Below are 19,592 nucleotides of genomic sequence, written 5' to 3' on the forward strand. Positions count from 1 at the left end.
GGCGACGATGGCACTGTTCGACTACCAGGCCGCCAATGCGCAGGGCCGCATCGAGAAAGGACAGCTGGATGCCGACAGCCCGCGCAGCGCGCGCCAGCTGCTGCGCGGACGCGGGCTGACACCGGTACAGGTGAGTGTGGCGCGCGCTGCAGGCAGTGGCTGGGGCGCACGCCGGCTGTCGGCCAGCGAGCTGGCCTGGGCCACGCGCCAGTTGGCCAGCCTGCTGGCCGCAAGCCTGCCGCTGGAAAGCGCGCTGAGTGCGGTGATCGAGCAGGCCGAGCGTCCCCATGTCGCGCAGGCGCTTACCGCGGTGCGTGCCGACGTGCGCGCCGGCCAGCGCCTGACCGTGGCACTGGCCGCGCGGCCGCGTGATTTCCCGCCGATCTATCGTGCGCTGGTCGGTGCGGGCGAAGACTCCGGTGATCTGGCCCGGGTGATGGAGCGCCTGGCCGACTACATCGAGGAGCGCAATGCACTGCAGGCCAAGGTGCTGACGGCCTTCATCTACCCGGCGGCGATCAGCCTGGTATCGGTGGCGATCGTGATCTTCCTGCTCAGCTACGTCGTGCCGCAGGTGGTGACCGCGTTCGTGCAGGCGCGGCAGACGCTGCCGATGCTGACCCAGGTGATGCTGGCTGCCAGCGCGTTCGTGCGCAGCTGGGGCGTATGGGTGGCGCTGGGCGGTGGCGCGCTGGTGGTGGCGTGGCGGCTTGCACTGCGCCGGCCAGAGCTGCGCCTGCGCTGGGATGCGATGCTGCTGAGGCTGCCGATGGTCGGGCGTTTTGTCCTGGGCGTGAACAGTGCGCGCTTTGCCTCGACGCTGGCGATCCTGCTCGATGCCGGCGTGCCGCTGCTGCGTGCCCTGGAGGCGGCGCGGCAGACGTTGGGCAATGCACTGCTGGCACGCTGCGCCGACGATGTATCCGCGCGGGTACGCGAAGGTGCTGCGCTGGGTGCTGCGCTGAAGGTGCAGAAAGTCTATCCGCCGATCCTGGTGCACCTGGTGGCCAGTGGCGAGAAAACCGGTTCGCTGGCGCCACTGCTGGATCGCGCTGCGCAGACCATCTCTCGCGAGATCGAACGCCGGGCGATGGCGCTGACCGCACTGCTGGAACCGACCATGATCCTGGTGATGGGCGGCGTGGTACTGACCATCGTACTGGCGGTGCTGATGCCGATCATGGAGATGAACCAGCTGGTGCAGTAGATCCACGCGCCGCGCGGATGGATCGCTCGATTCTCCACACAATCCTCCACACCTTTTCCCGATCTTCCACAGGTTTCTTAAGCGGCCTGTCATCGGCGCGGACCAGCATGGACACGTCGCCGCAGAGTGGGCTGGGAGGCCCTCGGCGGCAGCAGGCGTGAAGTGACCGTTCCTCCCTTGGTGTTTCCCTTCGCAGTAAACCCTTCAGGAGAAGATCATGAACAAGTACAAGACCCTGGCCGCGCTGGTTGCCACCGCGCTGCTGGCTACCGCAGGTGCCGCCTCGGCGCAGTCGCTCGTGCAGGGCGGTGGCGCTTCGCTGCCGGCCAAGCTGTACAAGGGTTCGGCCGACAGCATCCTGCCGGCCAACTTCAGCTATGAAGTGACCGGCTCGGGCACCGGCAAGCAGGCCTTCCTGGAAAACCGTGCCGACCTGTTCAAGACCACCGGCACCGTGCATTTCGCCGGCAGCGATTCGGTGCTGACCGACGCTGAGATCGCCGCCTACGCCGCCAACTTCGCCCCGACCTACGGCCCGCTGATCCAGATTCCGTCGGTCGGCACCTCGGTCACCGTTCCGTTCAACAGCGCCGGTGGCAATCTTGACCTGAGCGTCACCCAGCTGTGCGGCGTGTTCGCCGGCACGATCACCAACTGGAGCACGCTGGACGCGAATCGTTCGGGCCCGATCACTGTCGTGTACCGCAACGAGAAGAGCGGCACCACCGAACTGCTGACCCGCTTCCTGGCCAGCGCCTGCTCGGCCAGCGACACCGCTGGCAGCACCCTGATCGGCGGCAAGTTCAGCACCACCCAGGAGTTCTGGAAGCAGTTCTCGTCGCTGCCGGCGAACTTCACCACCGCTTCGGCGCTGGGCAGCCAGCCGCTGTATGACAAGGTCTACGCCACCACCGGTGCGATCGGTTACATCGGTCCGGACGTGGTGCCGAACCTGAGCGACGCCACCAAGATCGCCAAGGTGCGTGGCTTCTCGCCGAACGACCCGAGCGTGCAGGCCACCCTGGACACGGTGCTGCCGCCGACCGGCGCTGCTGCCAATGACGTGCGCAACTGGGCCCCGGTGTTCACCAACCCGCCGTCCGTCGGTTACCCGATCGTGGGTTACACCACCTTCGAGCTGGGCCAGTGCTACAAGGCCGGCAATGTTGCGCTCGCCCTGCGCGGCTTCCTGCTGGGCCACTACAACGGCAACAACGATGCCGCTTCGCGTGCCCACGGCTTCGTTCCGCTCACCCCGGCCTGGCGTGACGCCATCCGCAACCGCTTCGTGCTCGCCAGCAGCGTCAACGGCGTGAACAACGCCAGCGCCTGCGCCGGCCTCGGCCGCCCGTAATCGCGTCGAACGCAGTGCTTTGACCGAGCGCCGGCCGTGAGGCCGGCGCTCTCTTGCGTGTGGCCGCCGGCCCCGGACCGGACAGGTATCCGGTCCATTCCTGCATCGGCGGCGCTGTCTTTTGATGTCGGCTTCACGCAGCCGCCCCCGTCTTACAGAAGCAGGGCGCGTGCCGCCCGATCCTTCAGAGCGCGCCGTGATCGCGGCCGCCCAACCAGGTTGACGAGGTTCAGATGTCGCATCCGCTCACGACCGCTTCGCGCCCGTCCACGCTGCGCCGCAGCCACCCGATGGCCTGGGCCGTCGCCGTTGCGCTTGGTACGGTGGTGGCGCCGGCCAGCCAGGCCCAGCAGGCCTTCAGCCCGGCCTGGTTTGCCGACCGCGGTGCCGCCCAGGGCGCGGCCGCGCAGAGTGGACGCATGCCCAGCGGGGTGCCGATCCAGTTCCAGCTGCCCGCGCAGCAGCAGGATGCGGCCCGCCAGCAGCTGCAGCAGTCCATCGACAACCTGGGGACCGCCGCACAGGCCATCGCGCTGCAGCAACGGCTGCAGCAGGAAGCCAGGCAGGCACGGCGTGACGCGGGATTCGTGGTGGCCGACGGGCTGGGCAAGGACGGCCTGAAGGTGGATGAGAACCCGCTGACGCGAGGCTGGACCAACGCACGCGAGGCCATCCAGGGGCAGGGCGCCGATGGCCGCGTGCAGGTCAGCATCGAACAGACCGCGGACAAGGCGATCCTGAACTGGGAGACCTTCAACATTGGTGCCAACACCACGTTGAACTTCCTCCAGAACGCGGACTGGGCGGTGTTGAACCGGGTCAACGATCCCAACGCACGGCCCAGCCAGATCCTCGGCCAGCTGAAGGCCGACGGCAGCGTGTTCGTGGTCAATCGCAATGGTGTGATCTTCGGCAACAACGGCCAGGTGAATGTACGCAACCTGGTGGCGGCGGCCGCGCGGATCAGCGACACTCAGTTCCGTGATGAAGGCCTGTACAGCGTCAACGCCAGTTCGGATGCGCTGACCGAGGCGTTCGGCAAGGTGATGGTGGAGCGAGGTGCACGCATTGCCACCCATGAGCCCACCACGGCCACGCGTGGGGGCGGCTATGTCCTGTTGGCAGGGCGCAGCGTGGAGAATGCCGGCCAGATCGACACCCGCAAGGGCCAGACCCAGCTCGCCGCCGGCGACAGCTTCGTGATCCGGCGCGGCGTGGGCACGGCGCAGAACACGTCCTCCACCACCGCTGGCAACGAGATCGCGCCGCGCTTCGTGGCGGGCAGCACGGCAGGCGACGTGCGCAACAGCGGTCTGATCCAGGCACGCGAAGGCGACGTCACGCTGGCCGGACGTCATGTCGAGCAGGCCGGCGTCGCAGTCGCCACCAGCACCCTGAACCAGCGCGGCACCGTCCACCTGCTCACCTCCGCCAGCGATGGCAAGGCCAGCGTGACCCTCGGCCGCGAGGCCACCACGGCCATCCTGCTTGAGGACGATGGCAAGACCACCGCGCTCGACAGCCAGCGACAGGCGCTGCTGAACGAGTCGGCCACCCAGGACAAGGTGCGCAGCACCGCCGCACAGGGCGCGTTCGACAACCTGTCGCGGCTGCAGGATCGGCGCGACCAGTCGCGCGTGGAAATCGTCTCCGGTGGCACGGTCGAGGCCCAGGCCGGGTCGCTGACCCTGGCGACCGGCGGCCAGATCGTGGTCGACGCACGCCAACGCACGCTGCTGGGCGATGGCGCACGCGTGGATGTATCCGGCGCCACCGGAGTGAAGGTGGCGATGGAGAGCAACCAGCTGGAAATCAACGTGCAGGGCAACGAACTGCGCGATGCCCCGGACGTGCGCGATGCCGGCACGCTCAACAGCAGCCGGGTCTGGGTCGACCGGCGCGGTCTGATCTACGTGCCGGCCGGGACCGGCGGTCATGAAGGCGAGCGCTGGTATGCCGGTGGAGGACTGCTGGAAGTGAGCGGCTACCTGGGCAACCAGCGCCACTCCATCGGCGAATGGGCCGCGCAGGGCGGCACCGTGCAGCTTGCCGGCAGCGAAGTGGTCAGCGCCGCAGGTTCGCGGATCAACCTGTCAGGCGGCAGCCTCGATGTGGCCAGCGGCATGCTCAAGGAGAGCTGGCTGCGCGGCAACGATGGACAGCTGTATCGCCTGGACGACGCGCCGGTGGATCGTGGATTCGCCGGCCTGTATCGCGGTTTTGAAGTGGAACAGGCGCGCTGGGGCATCACCGAGGCCTGGCGCAATCCGTTGATCGGCAATGAATCGCGTTACGAGAATGGCTACACGGTGGGGCGCGATGCCGGGCGGCTGCTGGTTTCGGCGCCGACCGCGGTGCTGGAGGGGCAGATCGAGACTGCCGTGTTCAATGGCGTGCGGCAGACGCGGGCACCGGGCAGCAGCACCGATGGCTACGTGCAATCGCAGACGGCGGTGGCACGCGGCGCGCAGCTGTCGCTGGGGCGCTACGACGGTACCGGCCGCAATGCGGTATTCGACTCGCAGGTGCGTATCGGCACGCCCCCGGCGGCCACCGCACGCTGGAGCCTGCAGAGCGCGCTGGATGAAAGCCGGCGCAACACCGTCTGGCTCGATGGCGCACAGTTGAGCGCCCAGCAGTGGGGCCGGCTGGACCTGGCGACGGCAGGCGGCATCCGCATCGACGGTGAGCTGGCCCTTGCCGATGGCGGGCAGCTGAATCTGGTCGGTGGCCGCGTCGACATCAACGGCCAGGTCCGGATTGCCGGGGGCGGCCTGACCGCCAGCAATCTTCTGGCCGACGCCACCGGCCGGATGCAGGTGGTGCAGGCCAACGGTCGTGGTGTGGTCGCGTTGGGCGAAGCGGCGGTGATCGACCTCGATGGCCGCTGGGCAAATCAGCGCCTGGACGGCGGCGCCGGCAGCGCGCAGGCGTGGATCAACGGCGGTCGCGTGCAGCTGGAAAGCAGCCATGATGTGTCGTTGGCCGCGGGCAGTCGCATCAGTGTCGATGCGGGTGGACGCGTCGACCTGCAGGGCAAGGCCGGCGCAGGCAAGGGCGGTGACATCGCCCTGCTGGCCGACAGCAGCCAGGTGACCACCGATGGCAGTGGGCGCTTGCAGCTGGACGGGCAGATCAGTGGCCTGGGCAGCAGCGGTGCAGGCACCCTGCAGCTGGCAACCGGGGGCAAGGTGAGGTTGGCTGACCGGGCCAGCGACGATGGCAGCCTGTGGCTTTCACCGACGCTGCTGCACAGCGGATTCGGCCAGTACGACATCAACGGCCACGCCGGGCTTGAGGTGGCCGATGGCACCCGGCTGGACGTGCGCGCACCGACGCTGCGCGTGCGCCAGGCCGCTGCCGATGCAGCGACCGCAGGCGAAGGCCTGGAGGCCTGGACTGCACCGCTGTATGCCTTCAACCCGGGTAGCGGTTCGGTTACCCAGCGGCAGGGCGCAAGCGTGCTGCTGCGCTCGCAGCGCAATACGCTGGGCGGAGATGTAAGGATCGGCAGCAACGCGGTCGTGCAGGTCGATGCCGGGCAGTCGATCGAGCTGCGCGGCGGTGGCAACATCGACGTGGCCGGTGCACTGATCGCGAAGGCGGGCAGCATCCGCCTCGACGATGTCCGCGACAACCAGCAGCGCTACCAGATCGGCGGCACCCCGTTGCGCTATCGCATCGGCAGCAACGCGCTGCTGGATGTGTCCGGCGACAGCTTCGCCGCGGAGGACGCCGCGGGTCGTCACCAGGGCGTGCTGCATTCGGGCGGCAGCATCGGGATCGGCGGTACGCTGGACTGGGAGTCGCGCGATGCGCTGGAGAACCGCCCGCCGGATGCCTTCGTAGTGGTCGAGCGCGGCGCGGTTCTGGATGCGTCCGGTACCCGCGAGACGCTGACCGTGGATGGCAGTGGCACCCGTTCCGTGGCCAGCGACGGCGGCACGATCGTGTTGCGCTCGGCCAATGGCCTGTACCTGGATGGCACGCTGCGGGCGGCGGCCGGTGGCGTGGGCGCGCAGGGCGGCACGCTGGGCGTGGCCTTCGGCGGCGGGGTGTACGAGCGCCGGGCGGGCGCTGCGGAGCTTGGCCCGCGTGCAATCACCCTGGTGCAGCAGTCCAGCGATGCCGCCCCTGGCGCGTCCACGCCATTGCAGCACGGGCACGCCGAGCTGTCGGCAGCGCAGGTGCAGGCCGGTGGCTTCGATCATCTTTCGGTGTTCGGCGATCTTCGCGCGCAGGGGGATGTCGACCTGCGCGTGGGGCAGAGCCTGCGCCTGTACGGGCTGAGCGATGCCGCGATGGGCATGGCCACCGGCAGCGCGGCGGGATCGGCCTTGCACGTGCAGGCGCCCTATGTACGCCTTGCGCAGGCACGCTGGTTCCGTGACACCTCGGACAATCCCTTTGTGGCGCCGGTGGCGGCCCGTGCCGATGCCGGCAACCACAGTTTCAGCGCCTCGGCACAGGTGCTGGACGTACGCGATACGGTCGACCTGGCCGGCTTCGGCAGCGCCCACCTTGCCAGCAGCCGCGACCTGCGGCTGCTGGCGAAAGTCAGTGGCAACAGCAACTTCTTCGATACCCAGCTGCTGGCGCCGTCGAGCCTGGACATCACGGCCGCACAGATCTATCCGGTTGCCGGGACCAAGGGCCGCATCGCGGTATCGATCTACGATGTGCTGGGTGGACAGAACAACTGGACCGATGCCAAGGGCGTGCTTCGCATCCATGGCACCGGCGCCACGCCTCCTGCGGCCGACTCGGTGTTCGGCTCGCTGGCGTTGGTTGCCGCCACGGTCGAGCAGGGCGGCGTGGTGCGCGCGCCGCTGGGGCAGCTGGTGATCGGCGGCCTGGGCCCAGGCAATGTCGCGTCGCGTATCACGCTGTTGCCCGGCAGTGTGACCTCAAGCAGCGCGGCCGGCCTCAGCGTTCCCTTCGGTGGCACCGTGGATGGCCAGCGCTGGCGCCTGAACGGCAAGGATGTCAGCCCCAGCCTGGTGGGCATGATCAACACCGTGGACACGGTGGGTGTCGACCTGCATGCCAACAGTGTCGACATCCAGGCCGGTGCGCTGCTGGACCTGTCCGGTGGCGGCACGCTGACCGGCGCAGGGTTCGTCAGTGGCCGCAGCGGCTCGGTGGACGTGCGCAGCCACGCACTGCGTGACGCCAATCCGGCCTACACCTTCAGCGCCAGCAGCAACGCGGTGTATGCCATCGTCCCGTCCTACCGCAACGGCATCGCGCCGCTGGGCCTGGCCGACGGCAGCGCCGACCCGGGCATCGGCCAGCGCATCACCGTGCCTGAAGGGGTGCCGGGCCTGGCGGCGGGCACCTATACGTTGCTGCCGGCGTCCTACGCGCTGCAGCCGGGCGCCTTCCGGGTGGAAGTGGGGGCTCAGGGCACGCAGCAGGCGCTGGCCACCGCCACCGGAACCGGCTCGTGGAAAGTCAGCGGCCAGCAGGCGCAGGGGCTTGCGCCTTCCGCATCGCCGTTGTGGACGGACCTGGTGCTGACCCCGGCCGACGTGGTGCGCCGCCACTCCGGCTACAACGAAACCGGCTACAACGCGTTCGTGCAGGAAGATGCAGCGCGCCGCGGCATCGCGCGTGGCATGCAGTCGGTGGACGCCGGCACGCTGCGGCTCACGCTGGGCGCCGGTGCGGGCCTGGGCACCACAGACGCCCTGCGCATGCAGGGCATGACACGTTTCGCGGCCGAGGCCGGCAGCAAGGGCTTCGGCGGCACGGTGTCGGTGGTCGGCAGTGGTGGCCCGAGCACCCTGGAAGTGCTGGGCGCAGGCCAGCGCGCCAGCGCGGGCAGCATGGCGGCCATTTTCGCCGACGCGCTCACTGCGTTGCAGCCCTCGCGCCTGATGGTCGGTGTGACCCTGCGTCCGGACGCCACTCTGCCCGGCACGCTGAATGTGAGATCGGAAGGCGGCGGAGTACTGGTTCGTTCCGGTGCAACGCTGAGCGCGCCCGAGGTGATCCTGGGCGCCGCGGCCGGTGGTGCGGGCGTGGTGGTCGAGCAGGGCGCCGTGATCAGTACGGTCGGGCGTGGAAAGCCCGGCTACGACGCCACCGATGGCTACCTGATGAAGCTCGATGCGACCACGGGCGTGCTGGCCGTGTCCAACGGCCAGACCAACCTGCTGTCGGGAGGCGCGGCCGCCCGGGTGGCGATCGATGTGGGCGCCTGCCGCAGCGACAGCTGCACCGGGCAGACCCGCTTGCTGTCCGAGGGCAGCATCAATGTCAGTACCGAGGGCGGGTTCCAGCTGCGCGACAACGTCAGCTATGGCACGCGCCGCCTGGGCCTGTCGATGACTGCCATCAACCTTGGTGATGCCGCATCGCTGCAGGCGATGGCTGCACAGGGTGCCCTGCCGCAGGGGCTGGCGCTGAACCAGCAGAGCCTGCAGCAGCTGCTGCGGGGCAATACCGCGCTTGGCACGCCCGCGCTGGAGACACTGAGCCTGTCCGCACGCGACGCGATCAACGTATTCGGCAGCGTGGACCTGGACACCCGCAATCCGGCCACCGGCAACAGCAGCCTGCGCGAGCTGGTGCTGGGGGCACCGGCGATCCATGGCTACGGCAAGGCCGGTGACCAGGCCCGCATCTATGCCGACACGCTGGTATGGGATGGCACACAGGCGGTGTCGACGGTGCTGACCGACGGTACCCCGCAGGCGCCGGGCGCGGCGATGGTCGATCGGCTCGGCCATGGGCAGCTCGAGCTCAACACGCGCTCGCTGATCCTCGGCCGCGCGCCCTATACACGCCCCAGTTCGGAAGTGCCGGCCAACCGCCAGGTGCTCGGTTTCGACGGCGTCTCGCTGCGGGCCACGCAGCAGGTGCAGTTCGCCGGCAAGGGCACGCTGGATGTCTACCAGGCCCAGGGCGCCTACCAGGCCGGCACGGGCTGGCAGTACAGCGGCGGCGCACTGGACATCCAGGCACCGCTGCTGACCGGCGCGGCAGGAAGTGCCCTGCAGGTGCGGAGCGGGGGTGATCTGCGCATCAGCGGCGCCGGCCAGACCCAGGGGCACGATGCGCTGGGCGCTGAACTTGGGCTGCAGGCACGCAACATCCTGATCGACTCCGCCGTGGCGCTGGCTTCGGGCCGCCTGCAGGCCAGGGCGGAGGGCGACGTGGTGCTGGGCAGCAACGCCCGCATCGACCTGGCCGGGCGCCGCATCCGCATGGACGATCTGGACAAGTACAGCTGGGGCGGCGACGTTGAACTGACCGCGCGCCAGGGCAACGTGCTGGCCGCCGCTGGCTCGAGCATCGACGTCTCGGCATCGAACAACCGCGCAGGCCGGATCACCGCCAATGCGCTGGGCGAGAACGCGGGCCGCATCGAGCTGGCCGGGACCCTGCGTGGCAGCGGGAGCGGACGCCAGGCCACCGGGGGCAGCACGGTGCCCTATGACAGCGGCGAACTGGTGCTGCGCGCGCAGCAGCTTTCCGACTTCGCCGGCTTGAACCGCCAGCTGGATGCGGGTGGCTTCTTCGGTACCCGCAGCTTCCAGCTCAAGCAGGGCGACCTGACCGTGACCGACACGCTGAAGGCGCGCAACGTTGCGCTCAGCATCGACGGCGGCAGCCTGCATGTGCTCGGCACCATCGACGCCAGCGGAGAGCAGGTGGGAAGCATCCGCCTGGCCGCGCGTGACCGCCTGCAGGTGGATGGGCTGCTGGATGCACACGGCAGCGGGCTGCGGGTGGACAGCTACGGCAAGATCATCGACAGCAGCAACCGTGCGCTGGTGGAGCTGGGCAGCCGCGACGGCGAGGTGGTGCTGGGCAGTGCCGCGCGCGTTGACCTGCGCAGTGGCACCGCGGTTGCACAGGGCACCGCGCCCGGCCAGAACGATGGCGTGGCACGAGGCACCTTCACCCTCAATGTGCCACGACGGGGTACTGACGATGCAGCAGTGCGCGCCGAGTCCGGTGCGTCGGTCACCGGCGCGCGGGATGTGCTGGTCAATGCTTTCCGGCGCTATACCGACGCGCCGCTGGCAGCAACGCCGGACGTCAATGGCCATCGGCCGCAGCTGGTTACCCAGCAATGGCTGGACACGGTGATCGATCCGCACAACCAGGCATGGATGAACGCCGCCCTCGGCAATGCCGATCTGGCCGCGCGCACTGCGGCATTGGGCAAGGTGCGCCTGCGGCCCGGCGTGGAGATCGTGGGCCAGGTGTCGGCCGACAATCCCACCGGCAACCTGACCGTGCGCGGCGACCTGGATCTGTCCGGCTACCGCTATGGCCCGCAGGCCAATCGCAATGACCCCCTGCGTCGTGGATTCGGCGAGTCGGCTGCGCTGGTGCTGCGCGCAGCGGGCGATCTCAGTATCTACGGCAGCATCAATGATGGTTTCGCGCCGCCCCCGGCCAATCCCGATGAGTCGGGCTGGATGCTCGGAGAGACGGCCGATGCCAATACGCTGCGCATCACGCCGCTTGGCGGCGACATCGTGGTGCCCATCGATGGCGTGACGCTGCAGGCCGCGACACGGTTCCCGAAGGGCGCGGTGCTGAACTACGCGATCCCGGTCACGCAGACCGATGTGCCCGCCGGCACCGTGCTGCCGGCGGAGATGCGGCTGGGCGCACGCCTGCTGCTGGCGGCGGGTACGGTGCTGCCGGCAGCAGTCACCCTCGCCGACGGTACCGTGCTGGCCGCGGGCAGCCTGCTGCAGCAGCCGTTGCAGCTGGCGGCCGGTGATCGGCTGGGCGCCGGCTTCCGGCTCGCTTCGAAAGCAACGCTGGCGGCGCAGCTCTGGCCGGCAGGTGCGGCGTTGCCGGAGGCCATGGAATTGTCCGGCGCGGTTGCGCTGGCTCCGGGCTCGCTGATTCCGTCGATGACCGCGGTGAAGCTGCCCGGCGGCAAGCCGGTCAACCTGCGGCCGGCCGATGCCAACGGCAGGCAGGGCCGCAACTGGGCGTTGGCGGCGATGTTGCCGGAAGGCACCACGTCGTGGGATGTCACTGCCGTGGCCGGTGCCGATACCTCGGCCGCCGATCCGCGCCTGCGCCGGCTGGATGCCAAGGGCGACCTGATTCTGGCCGACAGCCACTATGGAACGATCGGCACCGTACAGAAGACCAGCGAGTGGATCGGCGAGCGGGTCCTCACCCTGGATGGCGCGCTTGCGCTGATCGGTGATCCCTCCTACGCCAATCGCCCGTTGAAGGAAGTGGCCGAAGAACTGGGCGTCGACGAGCAGACGCTGTGCGACGCCGGCGAAGGCTTCTGCGGCCTGGCCCCGCGCCTGGTGGCCAAGCAGGCCTCGCTAGACCTGGTGGGCGATGAGTCGGCGGTGGGCATGTCGGCGAAGGAGTTCGCCGAGATCTTCGGCATGACCGAAGAGAGCTTCTGCGCGATCACCGACTACTGCTATGGCGGTGGCGAACTGATCGAGAAGACGATCTATGGCTCGAAGCTGGGCACCCCGCTGTGGAGCGTGCTGCGCACCGGCAAGGGCGACCTGCAGCTGCTGGCCGGCCGCGACGTGCGGATGATGTCGGGCTTCGGTGTGTACACCGCCGGTGCCCCGACATCGCTGGGCAACGGGCGCGATGCAGCGTTCAATCCGGGCCGGGCGCCAGCGCCGGGGCTGGCCACCGTGCTTGGGCCGACCGATGCGGACGGGCGCTATGGGGCCGCTTTGGGGGCATGGCAGGCCTGGTATCCGGACCACGGCGGAAACCTGACCGTTTCCGCGGGCCGCGACATCCGTGGCGACCTGTGGGACAGCGCCGGCCAGGTCGGATTCGACGTCACGCCGCGCAGCCAGAGCGAAGGCGCGGGCTTTGCCCCCAGCGCGGTGGGCAACTGGCTGTGGCGCCAGGGCAGCCCGGGCGTGGCCGGGGCGTCGTCCACAGCGACCAGCTGGTGGGTGAACTTCGGCAGCTACACCAGCCTGCCGACGCTTACCGGTGCGCGCATGGTGGGCTTCATGGGCTTCGGCACGCTGGGCGGCGGCAACCTCACCCTCGAAGCTGGCCGTGACGCGGGCGTGGCCAGCGGAACCGTGGTCAATTCACTGGCACGCCATTCGTCCGGCGTGGTGGCAGCGGTGGGCTCGACCGGGCGCGTCGAGGCCGACGGTACGCTGCACCTGACCGGTGGCGGCGATCTGGCGGTGCGGCTGGGCGGCGCGCTGAATCCGAACCTTGCACTGGCAACCAGCGATCCGTCGTTGAACCAGCCCAACCTGCCGCTCAGTGGTGCGCTGGTCAACCTGCGTGGGCGCATGCAGCTGGACGCGGCACGCATCGGTGGCATGGTCACCAATGTGGCGCACTACGTGGCGCCTTACAGCGGCCTGCGGCAGGAAGATCCGTTCCGCGCGCAGCTGGGCGATGCCATGGGTGGGCCGGTGCTGGTGCTGGGCGACGCGGTGGCGACCCTGCAGTCGCGCGGCGACCTGGTGCTGGCCGGCGTGGCCGACGCCGGCCGGGTACCGGTGCCCAGCTACAACGCACTGGCGCTGGGCGATGGCCGCATCGCCGCTTCCAGCAGCTGGTTCTCGCTGTGGACCGCCAATACCGCGGTTGACCTGATCTCGGCCGGTGGCGACCTCGCGCCCGGCCAGCAGAGGGGAACCGTGATGGCCACCGCCGAGTCCGGCGAATTGTTCGCCGAGGCGGTGAAGCAACGTGGCGGTGCCGATCTTCGCTACTGGCTGTATCCCTCGCAGCTGCGGATGCTGGCCGCCAGCGGCAGCATCCGCCTTGCGGAAACATCGACCACGGGCAGTGATGCACGCGATGTGCTGCTGACCGCGCCCTCGGCACGCGGTTCGCTGGAAGTGCTGGCGATGGACTCGATCCTGGTGCCGATGCGCGGTGCCGACATCAGCAGCTCCGGCGCCGATGTGCGCTTGCCGTCGCCGTTCGCGCCGGCCTTCACCGCCGAAGTGGGCGCGACAGTGATCGGCAACGCCTCGGTGGATGGCGTGGCAGGCAATCCGCGCGCCTCGCTGCCGCTGTTCGCGTTCGGCCCGAATGCGCCGCTAGCGCGGGAACTGCGCGAAGGCGCGAGCGCGCCGAATCGATTCTATGCAGTGCAGGGTGACATCGTCGGCCTGAGGACCGGTGGCCAGTGGACGCTGGATAACGCCATGGGCACGCGCAGCCTGCTCAACTGGAGCGATCTTTCCGCCCCGGTCCAGGTGCGCGCCGGCGGCGACATCCTGGTGTCCAGCATCGGCGCGATGAACACCACTGCCACCGACATCACCGTGGTGCAGGCGGGGCGCGATGTGGTGCGCAGCACGGTGCACGTGGCCGGACCGGGCAACGTTGATGTCAGCGCGGGTCGCCAGCTCCGCTTCGAGGACGCGGGCAGCGTGACCACCACCGGCGGCCTGATCCAGGGCGACACCCGGCCGGGTGCCAGCGTGTCCTTGACTGCAGGCGACCAGCACATCGCCTTCGATGCGGTGCGCGCCCGCTACCTGGGGGCTGCCAATCTTGCCGATCCTGCGCAGCCGCTGGCATCGCAGCCGGGGAAGGTGGCCAAGGTCTACGACACGGAACTGAAGCAGTGGCTGTCGCAGCGATTCGGCATGCGCGTGGACGACGGCTCCGCGCTGGCCGCCTTCGATGCGCTGCCGAAGGAGCAGCAGCACATCTTCCTGCGCCAGGTCTTCTATGCCGAGCTGCGCGAGGGTGGCCGCGAGTACAACGATGCCGAGGGACCGCGCTTCGGCTCCTATCTGCGCGGGCGCGAAGCCATCGCCACCCTGATGCCGGACAAGGATGCCAACGGTGCCGCCCTCGACCGGACCGGCGACATCGTGATGTTCGGTGGCTCCGGCGTGCGTACCGAGGCCGGTGGCAACATCGAGCTGCTGGCGCCGGGCGGCCAGATCGTACTGGGCGTGGCAGGCGAGGTTCCGCCGGCCAGTTCCGGCCTGATCACCCAGGGCCGCGGAGATATCCGGCTGTTCAGCCAGGACAGCGTGCTGCTGGGGCTGTCGCGGGTGATGACCACCTTCGGCGGTGACATCCTGGGCTGGTCGGAGCATGGGAACATCAACGCCGGGCGCGGCTCGCGCACCACGCTGCTGTATACCCCGCCGCGCCGCGTCTACGACCGCTGGGGCAACGTCGTGCTGTCACCGCTGGCGCCTGCGACCGGCGCGGGCTTTGCCACGCTGAATCCGATTCCGGAAGTGCCGGCCGGCGACGTCGACCTGATCGCGCCCCTGGGCACCATCGACGCGGGCGAAGCGGGCATCCGCGTCTCGGGCAACATCAACCTGGCTGCGCTGCAGGTGCTCAATGCCGCCAACATCCAGGTGCAGGGAGAGAGCAAGGGCCTGCCGGTACTGGCCACGGTGAACGTCAACGCACTGGCGGCAGCCAGTGCAGCGGCAAACAGTGCCAGCCAGGCCGCACAGGACGTGATGCGCAAGAGCCAGGACGACGCACGGCGCAACCAGCCGTCGGTGATCAGCGTGCAGATCCTCGGCTTCGGCAGCGGCACCAGCAGCATCCAGCCGCCGACGCGCGGCAACACCGCCAGCAGTGGCTACGACGACAACAGCGCCTTCCAGTTCCCGCAGGCCAGGCGTGACGAAGGCAAGCAGCGCCGCTGAGCATCGAACGGCGCTGTAGTCGGCAGCATCGGGCCAGCCGCCATGGAGGGGTGGCGGCCCCAGCCAGGACGGCACGGAGGGCAGGGAGCGGCCATCAGCGGTGAGGACCACCGACACGGCGCCGCCGGGTGCAGGAGTGCGCCCGGCGGCAGAAGGGCAGCGCATCGTTGCCCGCCGGTAGCTCCACGCCATGCGTGGATGGATCGGCCGCGTGGCGCCCTAGAACCCCACCACCCGCCGATAGCTCAACGCACCGCGCCCGTCGCGCAGCTCCAGCCGCAGCTCCAGGCCGGTGGCCGGAAACACATCGCCTTCGCCCGGCAACGACGCCCAGCCTGCCCCCGGCTGCCACGCGCGCACCTCGAAGCGCTGCACGGCGCGTGCGACCACAATGCCCTTCGACGGCTCGGGTGCAGGCAGCGGGTAACGATCAGTGGCAGCGCCGCTGGCCCGCCACACCGTGTCCCCCTGCCGCCACCAGCGCACGCGCTGCCAGCGCAGCCCGTCGCTGCCCACGCTGCGGGTGATTTCCAGTGCGAAACTACCGTCCGGATGTCGCTCACTGGTCAGCGAGGGCGGCAGCAATCGTTGCGGCTGATCCGCCGGACGCACCGCGCCGTTCATCAGCGCATCATCGGCACGCATCTCGACATCGCGTTGGAACTGCTGCAGCGCGCGCAATGCATGGGTGGTCTCCGCATCGGCCTGGCGCAGGCGCTGGTTGCTGCTGGCCACACTGTCAATGGCCCGCCAGCAGATCAGTGCCAGCACGCCCATGATGGTGATCGCGATCATCACTTCAATCAGGGTGAAGCCGTGCGCCGGGCGTTTCATGGCGTGGCTGTCCAGGGCAGCTGCATCCGCGCCAGCGACTGCCGCGGGGCCTGTTCGGCCACCACGTTCAGTTCCAGCTGCGGCTGCCCATCCGCCCCAGTGCCCAGATGCTGCAGCACCAGGAACGGACTGCGCCCCTGCAGGCAGCGCTGGCGTCCATCCTGCGGTAGCTGCCCGGCCAGGCGCAGTTCCTGCCATCGATCCTGCGCACACATCAGGGCCAGCCGGCGGTCGCGCAGGCGCGACTGATCATCGGTGGCGACCGCGACCGATCGCATCACCGCGGCCAGGGCAATCGACACGATCGCCAGTGCGATCAGCACTTCGATCAGGGTGAATCCGCGCGTGTTCCGTTTCACTGCACGACCTGCAACTGTCCGCTGCCATCATCACGAAGACGCAGTTGACGACCGTCCAGCGACAGCCGTACTTCCCAGGCAACGCCGATCCATTCCGGGCTCAATTCGATGGCGGTGGCCGGCTGCACCGAAATGCCGGCGGCCTGCCACCTCTGTGGCCGCAGCACGTCGTCGCGTTCCATGCTCAACCAGCGGCTGCCTTCGCGGCGGCTGAAATGGTAACCGTCGGCGTCGGCCTGCCAGCGCACGGTGTTGCCATCGATGCGGGCCTCGTCGCGCGCGACCTGCAGGCGTTGTGCCAGCCGCTCGGCCTCCTGCCGCAGCTGCCGCGCGGGGTCGAGCAGGCTGCCCAGGCCCAGGCCGATGCCGGCCGTGCAGATGCCGATGATCACCAGCACCACCATCAGTTCCAGCAGAGTGAAGCCACGCGGAATGTGCAGCATCGACATTGCCTCCGGTCCTTGCCGATGCCTGCCAGCGTATGCGCGCATGATGAAACAAAAGCGTCAGCGCCAGCTGCTAGCGTGGGCGGACACGAACGTGGCGATGGTGCAGGACATGGACAGGCGCTGGGATCGCAATCGGCTGTTGACTGTGCTGGCAGCGACGCTGCTGCTGGCCGTGGTGGCCTACTGGACGGTGACCCTGTCTGCGGTAGCGCCAGCGGCGGTGGCCAGCGAGGCGCCTGCCGAGGCTGCCGCGCGGCCGGTGTTCGCGGCGGCAGCCAGCCTGCCGCTGGTGCGGCTGCTTTCGCCTGGCGCCGTCCAGACCGAAGTGGTGGTGCTGGGCGTGATGGCCGGCGACCACTCGCCGCTGGCCCTGCTCTCGGTCGATGGCCGTCCTGCGGAAGCGTACGCCCCCGGCCAGCGGCTGGGGCCCTGCACGGTACTGGCCAGCATCAGCGCCAGCACGGTGGAACTGAACCAGGCCGGGCAGTCGCGCAGCCTGCCGGTGCCAGAGCTGCCACCGGTGCCGACCGACGGCATCGTGCCGGCCGCTGCGCAGCGCGGCGCCCTGTAGCGCCTAGCCCACGCTCGGCTGCAGATGCACGGGCTCAGCGCGCCGGACGCTGCGGCACCACCGAACGACCAAAGGCATCGCCCATGCGCTGTCGCGTGCCTTCCAGGTTGTACTGCATCAGCTGGTTGCCAGGCTGCCGCATCAGGCGTTCGGCTTCGGGCAGCGCCGGTGACCCCGCCGCTTTCCGCGCCGGTGCCAGCTTGCGCTGCAGGCAGTCCCAGGCAGGGATGCGCTCGCCGTTGACCTGCACTTCGATGCATGGTGCGGCATCGTCCTGCTTCTTCGCTTCCCCGGCGTGGAGCGGTGGCGCCACCAGCAGCAATGCCAGGGCGAGGGCAGGGTGGAGGCCCGTCTTCAATGAACTGCTCATCTCGAATCTCCTGCGGCAACCCGTGTTCTTCACCGAAGACGTATGGCGAAGGCAGTGTCCGCCCGCGAGGGTTCCGGCGCTGTCAAAAGATGACAGGGCTGTCACAAAACTGTTGGCGGCTTTGACGCGACGTGCACGTCCTGTTGGTAGATCCACGCGCCGCTCCATGGCCATTCCCTTCGATACGACGCGATGCCTTCGATGACTCCTGTTCCGTCCCGAGCCGTCTGCCTTCCGCTGCGCCTGCATCCGTCGGTGCTGGCCCTGGCCATGATGCCGCTGCCGTTGTTCGCACAGCAGGCGCCCGCGCCCAGCGTGAACATCAACGAATACATCGTGCGCGGCAACACCGTGCTCGATCCGCGCCAGATCGAACGTGCAGTGGAGCCGTTCCTCGGCCCGGGCAAGACCCTGGCCGATGTGGAGAAGGCGCGTGATGCGGTCAATGCGCTGTACCAGCAGGCCGGTTACCAGTCGGTCTACGTTGAACTGCCGGAACAGCAGGTCAGTGGCGGCGTGGTACTGCTGAAGGTGCAGCAGACGCCGATCGGCCAGCTGCGCGTGGTCGGCACCAGGCACGAGTCGCCCGAACGCATCCGCGAGCGGGTGCCGGCGCTGGCCGAAGGCAAGGTGCCTGATTTCGAGCAGGCGCAGAGGGAACTGACCGCGCTCAACGAAGGCGGGCGCCGGCAGGTGATGCCACTGGTGCGCGAAGGCCAGGTGCCCGGCACGATGGACGTGGACCTGCAGGTTGAAGAGAAGTCGCCGTGGCGGGTCAGCGCGGCACTGAACAACGATCGCAGCGCCGATACCGAGAAGCTGCGCCTGAGCACCTCGCTGGCCTACGACAACCTGTGGCAGCGCGGGCACAGCGTCAACGTCGGCGTGTACCTGGCGCCGCAGGACACCCAGCAGGCCAAGGTGTTCTCGGCGTCGTACATGATGCCGTTCGAAGGCACGCCCTGGAGCCTGGAAGCCTCCGGCTACAAATCCGACAGCCGGGTGTTGAATGCCGGCGCGCAGGTCGGCACCGGGTCAGGCACCAACGTGATCGGCAATGGCCATTCGATCGGCGTCAAGCTCAACTATCGCCTGGCCGGCAGCCGCCAGTGGTGGCGCCAGCTCAGCCTCGGTGTGGACTTCAAGGACACCGAGGAAGACACGCAGATGGAAAAGGGCAGCCTGAAGACGCCGCTGAAGTATGCGCCGATCACCCTCGCGTTCGTGGGCGTGCGCCAGGGCGAGCAGGACCAGTTGAGCATCAATACCCAGCTGGTGGCCGGCACCCGCCGTCTGCTGGGCTACGGCAGCGATGCCACCGCATTCGGGCAGAAGCGATTCTGGGCCGATCCGAGTTTCGTGGCCTTCAAGGCCGACGTGGCCAACACCCATACCTTCGGCAGCGACTGGCAGTGGTATGCGCGCGGCTCGCTGCAGGTGACCGACGCGCCGCTGGTGTCGGCCGAACAGTTCGCCGCCGGCGGCATGTATACGGTACGCGGCTATCTGTCGGCCGAAGCGATCGGCGACTACGGCGGCCTGGCCAGCCTGGAATGGCGTACGCCGGCGTGGTCGCTGTGGAGCGGCACCGACCTGCGCGTCTACAGCTTCGCAGACGCAGCCTACCTGCGCCTGCGCCAGCCGCTGCCCGATCAGCGTGACAAGTACAACCTGGCCTCGGTCGGCGTGGGTGCGCAGCTGCGCCTGGGCGAACACCTGCAACTGCGCCTGGACTACGCCTGGCCCTACGCCGACGGCCCGGTCACGCGCAAGGACGACCCGCGCCTGCATTTCAACATCAGCACCAGTTACTGACCCT

General features: G+C 69.0%; 9 protein-coding genes. 5 read left to right on the forward strand and 4 right to left on the reverse strand.

Annotated features, from left to right (window positions below; translation table 11 throughout):
* Positions 1-7: 7 nt before the first annotated feature.
* The 3 genes from gspF (at position 8) to SSKA14_RS12155 (ending at position 15,190) form a co-directional block, all read left to right on the forward strand.
* Positions 8-1,207: a type II secretion system inner membrane protein GspF gene (gspF, locus tag SSKA14_RS12145; RefSeq protein ID WP_008267769.1), complete on the forward strand. Its 1,200-nt coding sequence runs from the start codon at positions 8-10 to the stop codon at positions 1,205-1,207.
* A 217-nt stretch (positions 1,208-1,424) separates the two neighbouring features.
* Positions 1,425-2,561 (forward strand): substrate-binding domain-containing protein, encoded by a 1,137-nt coding sequence (locus SSKA14_RS12150; protein WP_008265280.1) that lies wholly within the window; start codon positions 1,425-1,427, stop codon positions 2,559-2,561.
* Between the two features lie 233 nt (positions 2,562-2,794).
* Complete coding sequence (locus SSKA14_RS12155; protein ID WP_008268345.1) at positions 2,795-15,190, forward strand: filamentous haemagglutinin family protein; 12,396 nt, start codon at positions 2,795-2,797, stop codon at positions 15,188-15,190.
* A gap of 219 nt (positions 15,191-15,409) precedes the next feature.
* On the opposite strand, the gene SSKA14_RS12160 is transcribed toward SSKA14_RS12155, so the two are convergent.
* From SSKA14_RS12160 to gspH, 3 genes are read right to left on the reverse strand one after another with little or no spacing between them, the layout of a single operon-like run.
* Positions 15,410-16,024 (reverse strand): prepilin-type N-terminal cleavage/methylation domain-containing protein, encoded by a 615-nt coding sequence (locus SSKA14_RS12160; RefSeq protein ID WP_008267878.1) that lies wholly within the window; start codon positions 16,022-16,024, stop codon positions 15,410-15,412.
* On the reverse strand, positions 16,021-16,383 hold the full coding sequence (gene gspI, locus SSKA14_RS12165) for a type II secretion system minor pseudopilin GspI (protein WP_040007604.1): 363 nt from the start codon (positions 16,381-16,383) through the stop codon (positions 16,021-16,023). Before gspI ends, SSKA14_RS12160 begins: the two co-directional genes overlap by 4 nt.
* Positions 16,380-16,826 carry a type II secretion system minor pseudopilin GspH gene (gspH, locus tag SSKA14_RS12170; protein WP_008265554.1) on the reverse strand — a complete coding sequence of 149 codons (447 nt, stop codon included), beginning with the start codon at positions 16,824-16,826 and terminating at the stop codon, positions 16,380-16,382. Before gspH ends, gspI begins: the two co-directional genes overlap by 4 nt.
* 103 nt (positions 16,827-16,929) lie before the next feature.
* On the opposite strand from gspH, the gene SSKA14_RS12175 reads away from it, so the two are divergent.
* Positions 16,930-17,403 carry a general secretion pathway protein gene (locus tag SSKA14_RS12175; protein WP_198283630.1) on the forward strand — a complete coding sequence of 158 codons (474 nt, stop codon included), beginning with the start codon at positions 16,930-16,932 and terminating at the stop codon, positions 17,401-17,403.
* A gap of 34 nt (positions 17,404-17,437) precedes the next feature.
* On the opposite strand, the gene SSKA14_RS12180 is transcribed toward SSKA14_RS12175, so the two are convergent.
* Positions 17,438-17,773: a hypothetical protein gene (locus SSKA14_RS12180; protein WP_008268519.1), complete on the reverse strand. Its 336-nt coding sequence runs from the start codon at positions 17,771-17,773 to the stop codon at positions 17,438-17,440.
* Between the two features lie 201 nt (positions 17,774-17,974).
* Between SSKA14_RS12180 and SSKA14_RS12185 the strand changes: the two genes are divergently transcribed.
* Complete coding sequence (locus SSKA14_RS12185) at positions 17,975-19,588, forward strand: ShlB/FhaC/HecB family hemolysin secretion/activation protein (protein ID WP_040007606.1); 1,614 nt, start codon at positions 17,975-17,977, stop codon at positions 19,586-19,588.
* Positions 19,589-19,592: the final 4 nt, after the last annotated feature.

Origin of the sequence: Stenotrophomonas sp. SKA14 (genome assembly GCF_000158575.1) — a bacterium.
In the GTDB taxonomy this organism is placed as follows: Bacteria; Pseudomonadota; Gammaproteobacteria; order Xanthomonadales; family Xanthomonadaceae; genus Stenotrophomonas; species Stenotrophomonas forensis.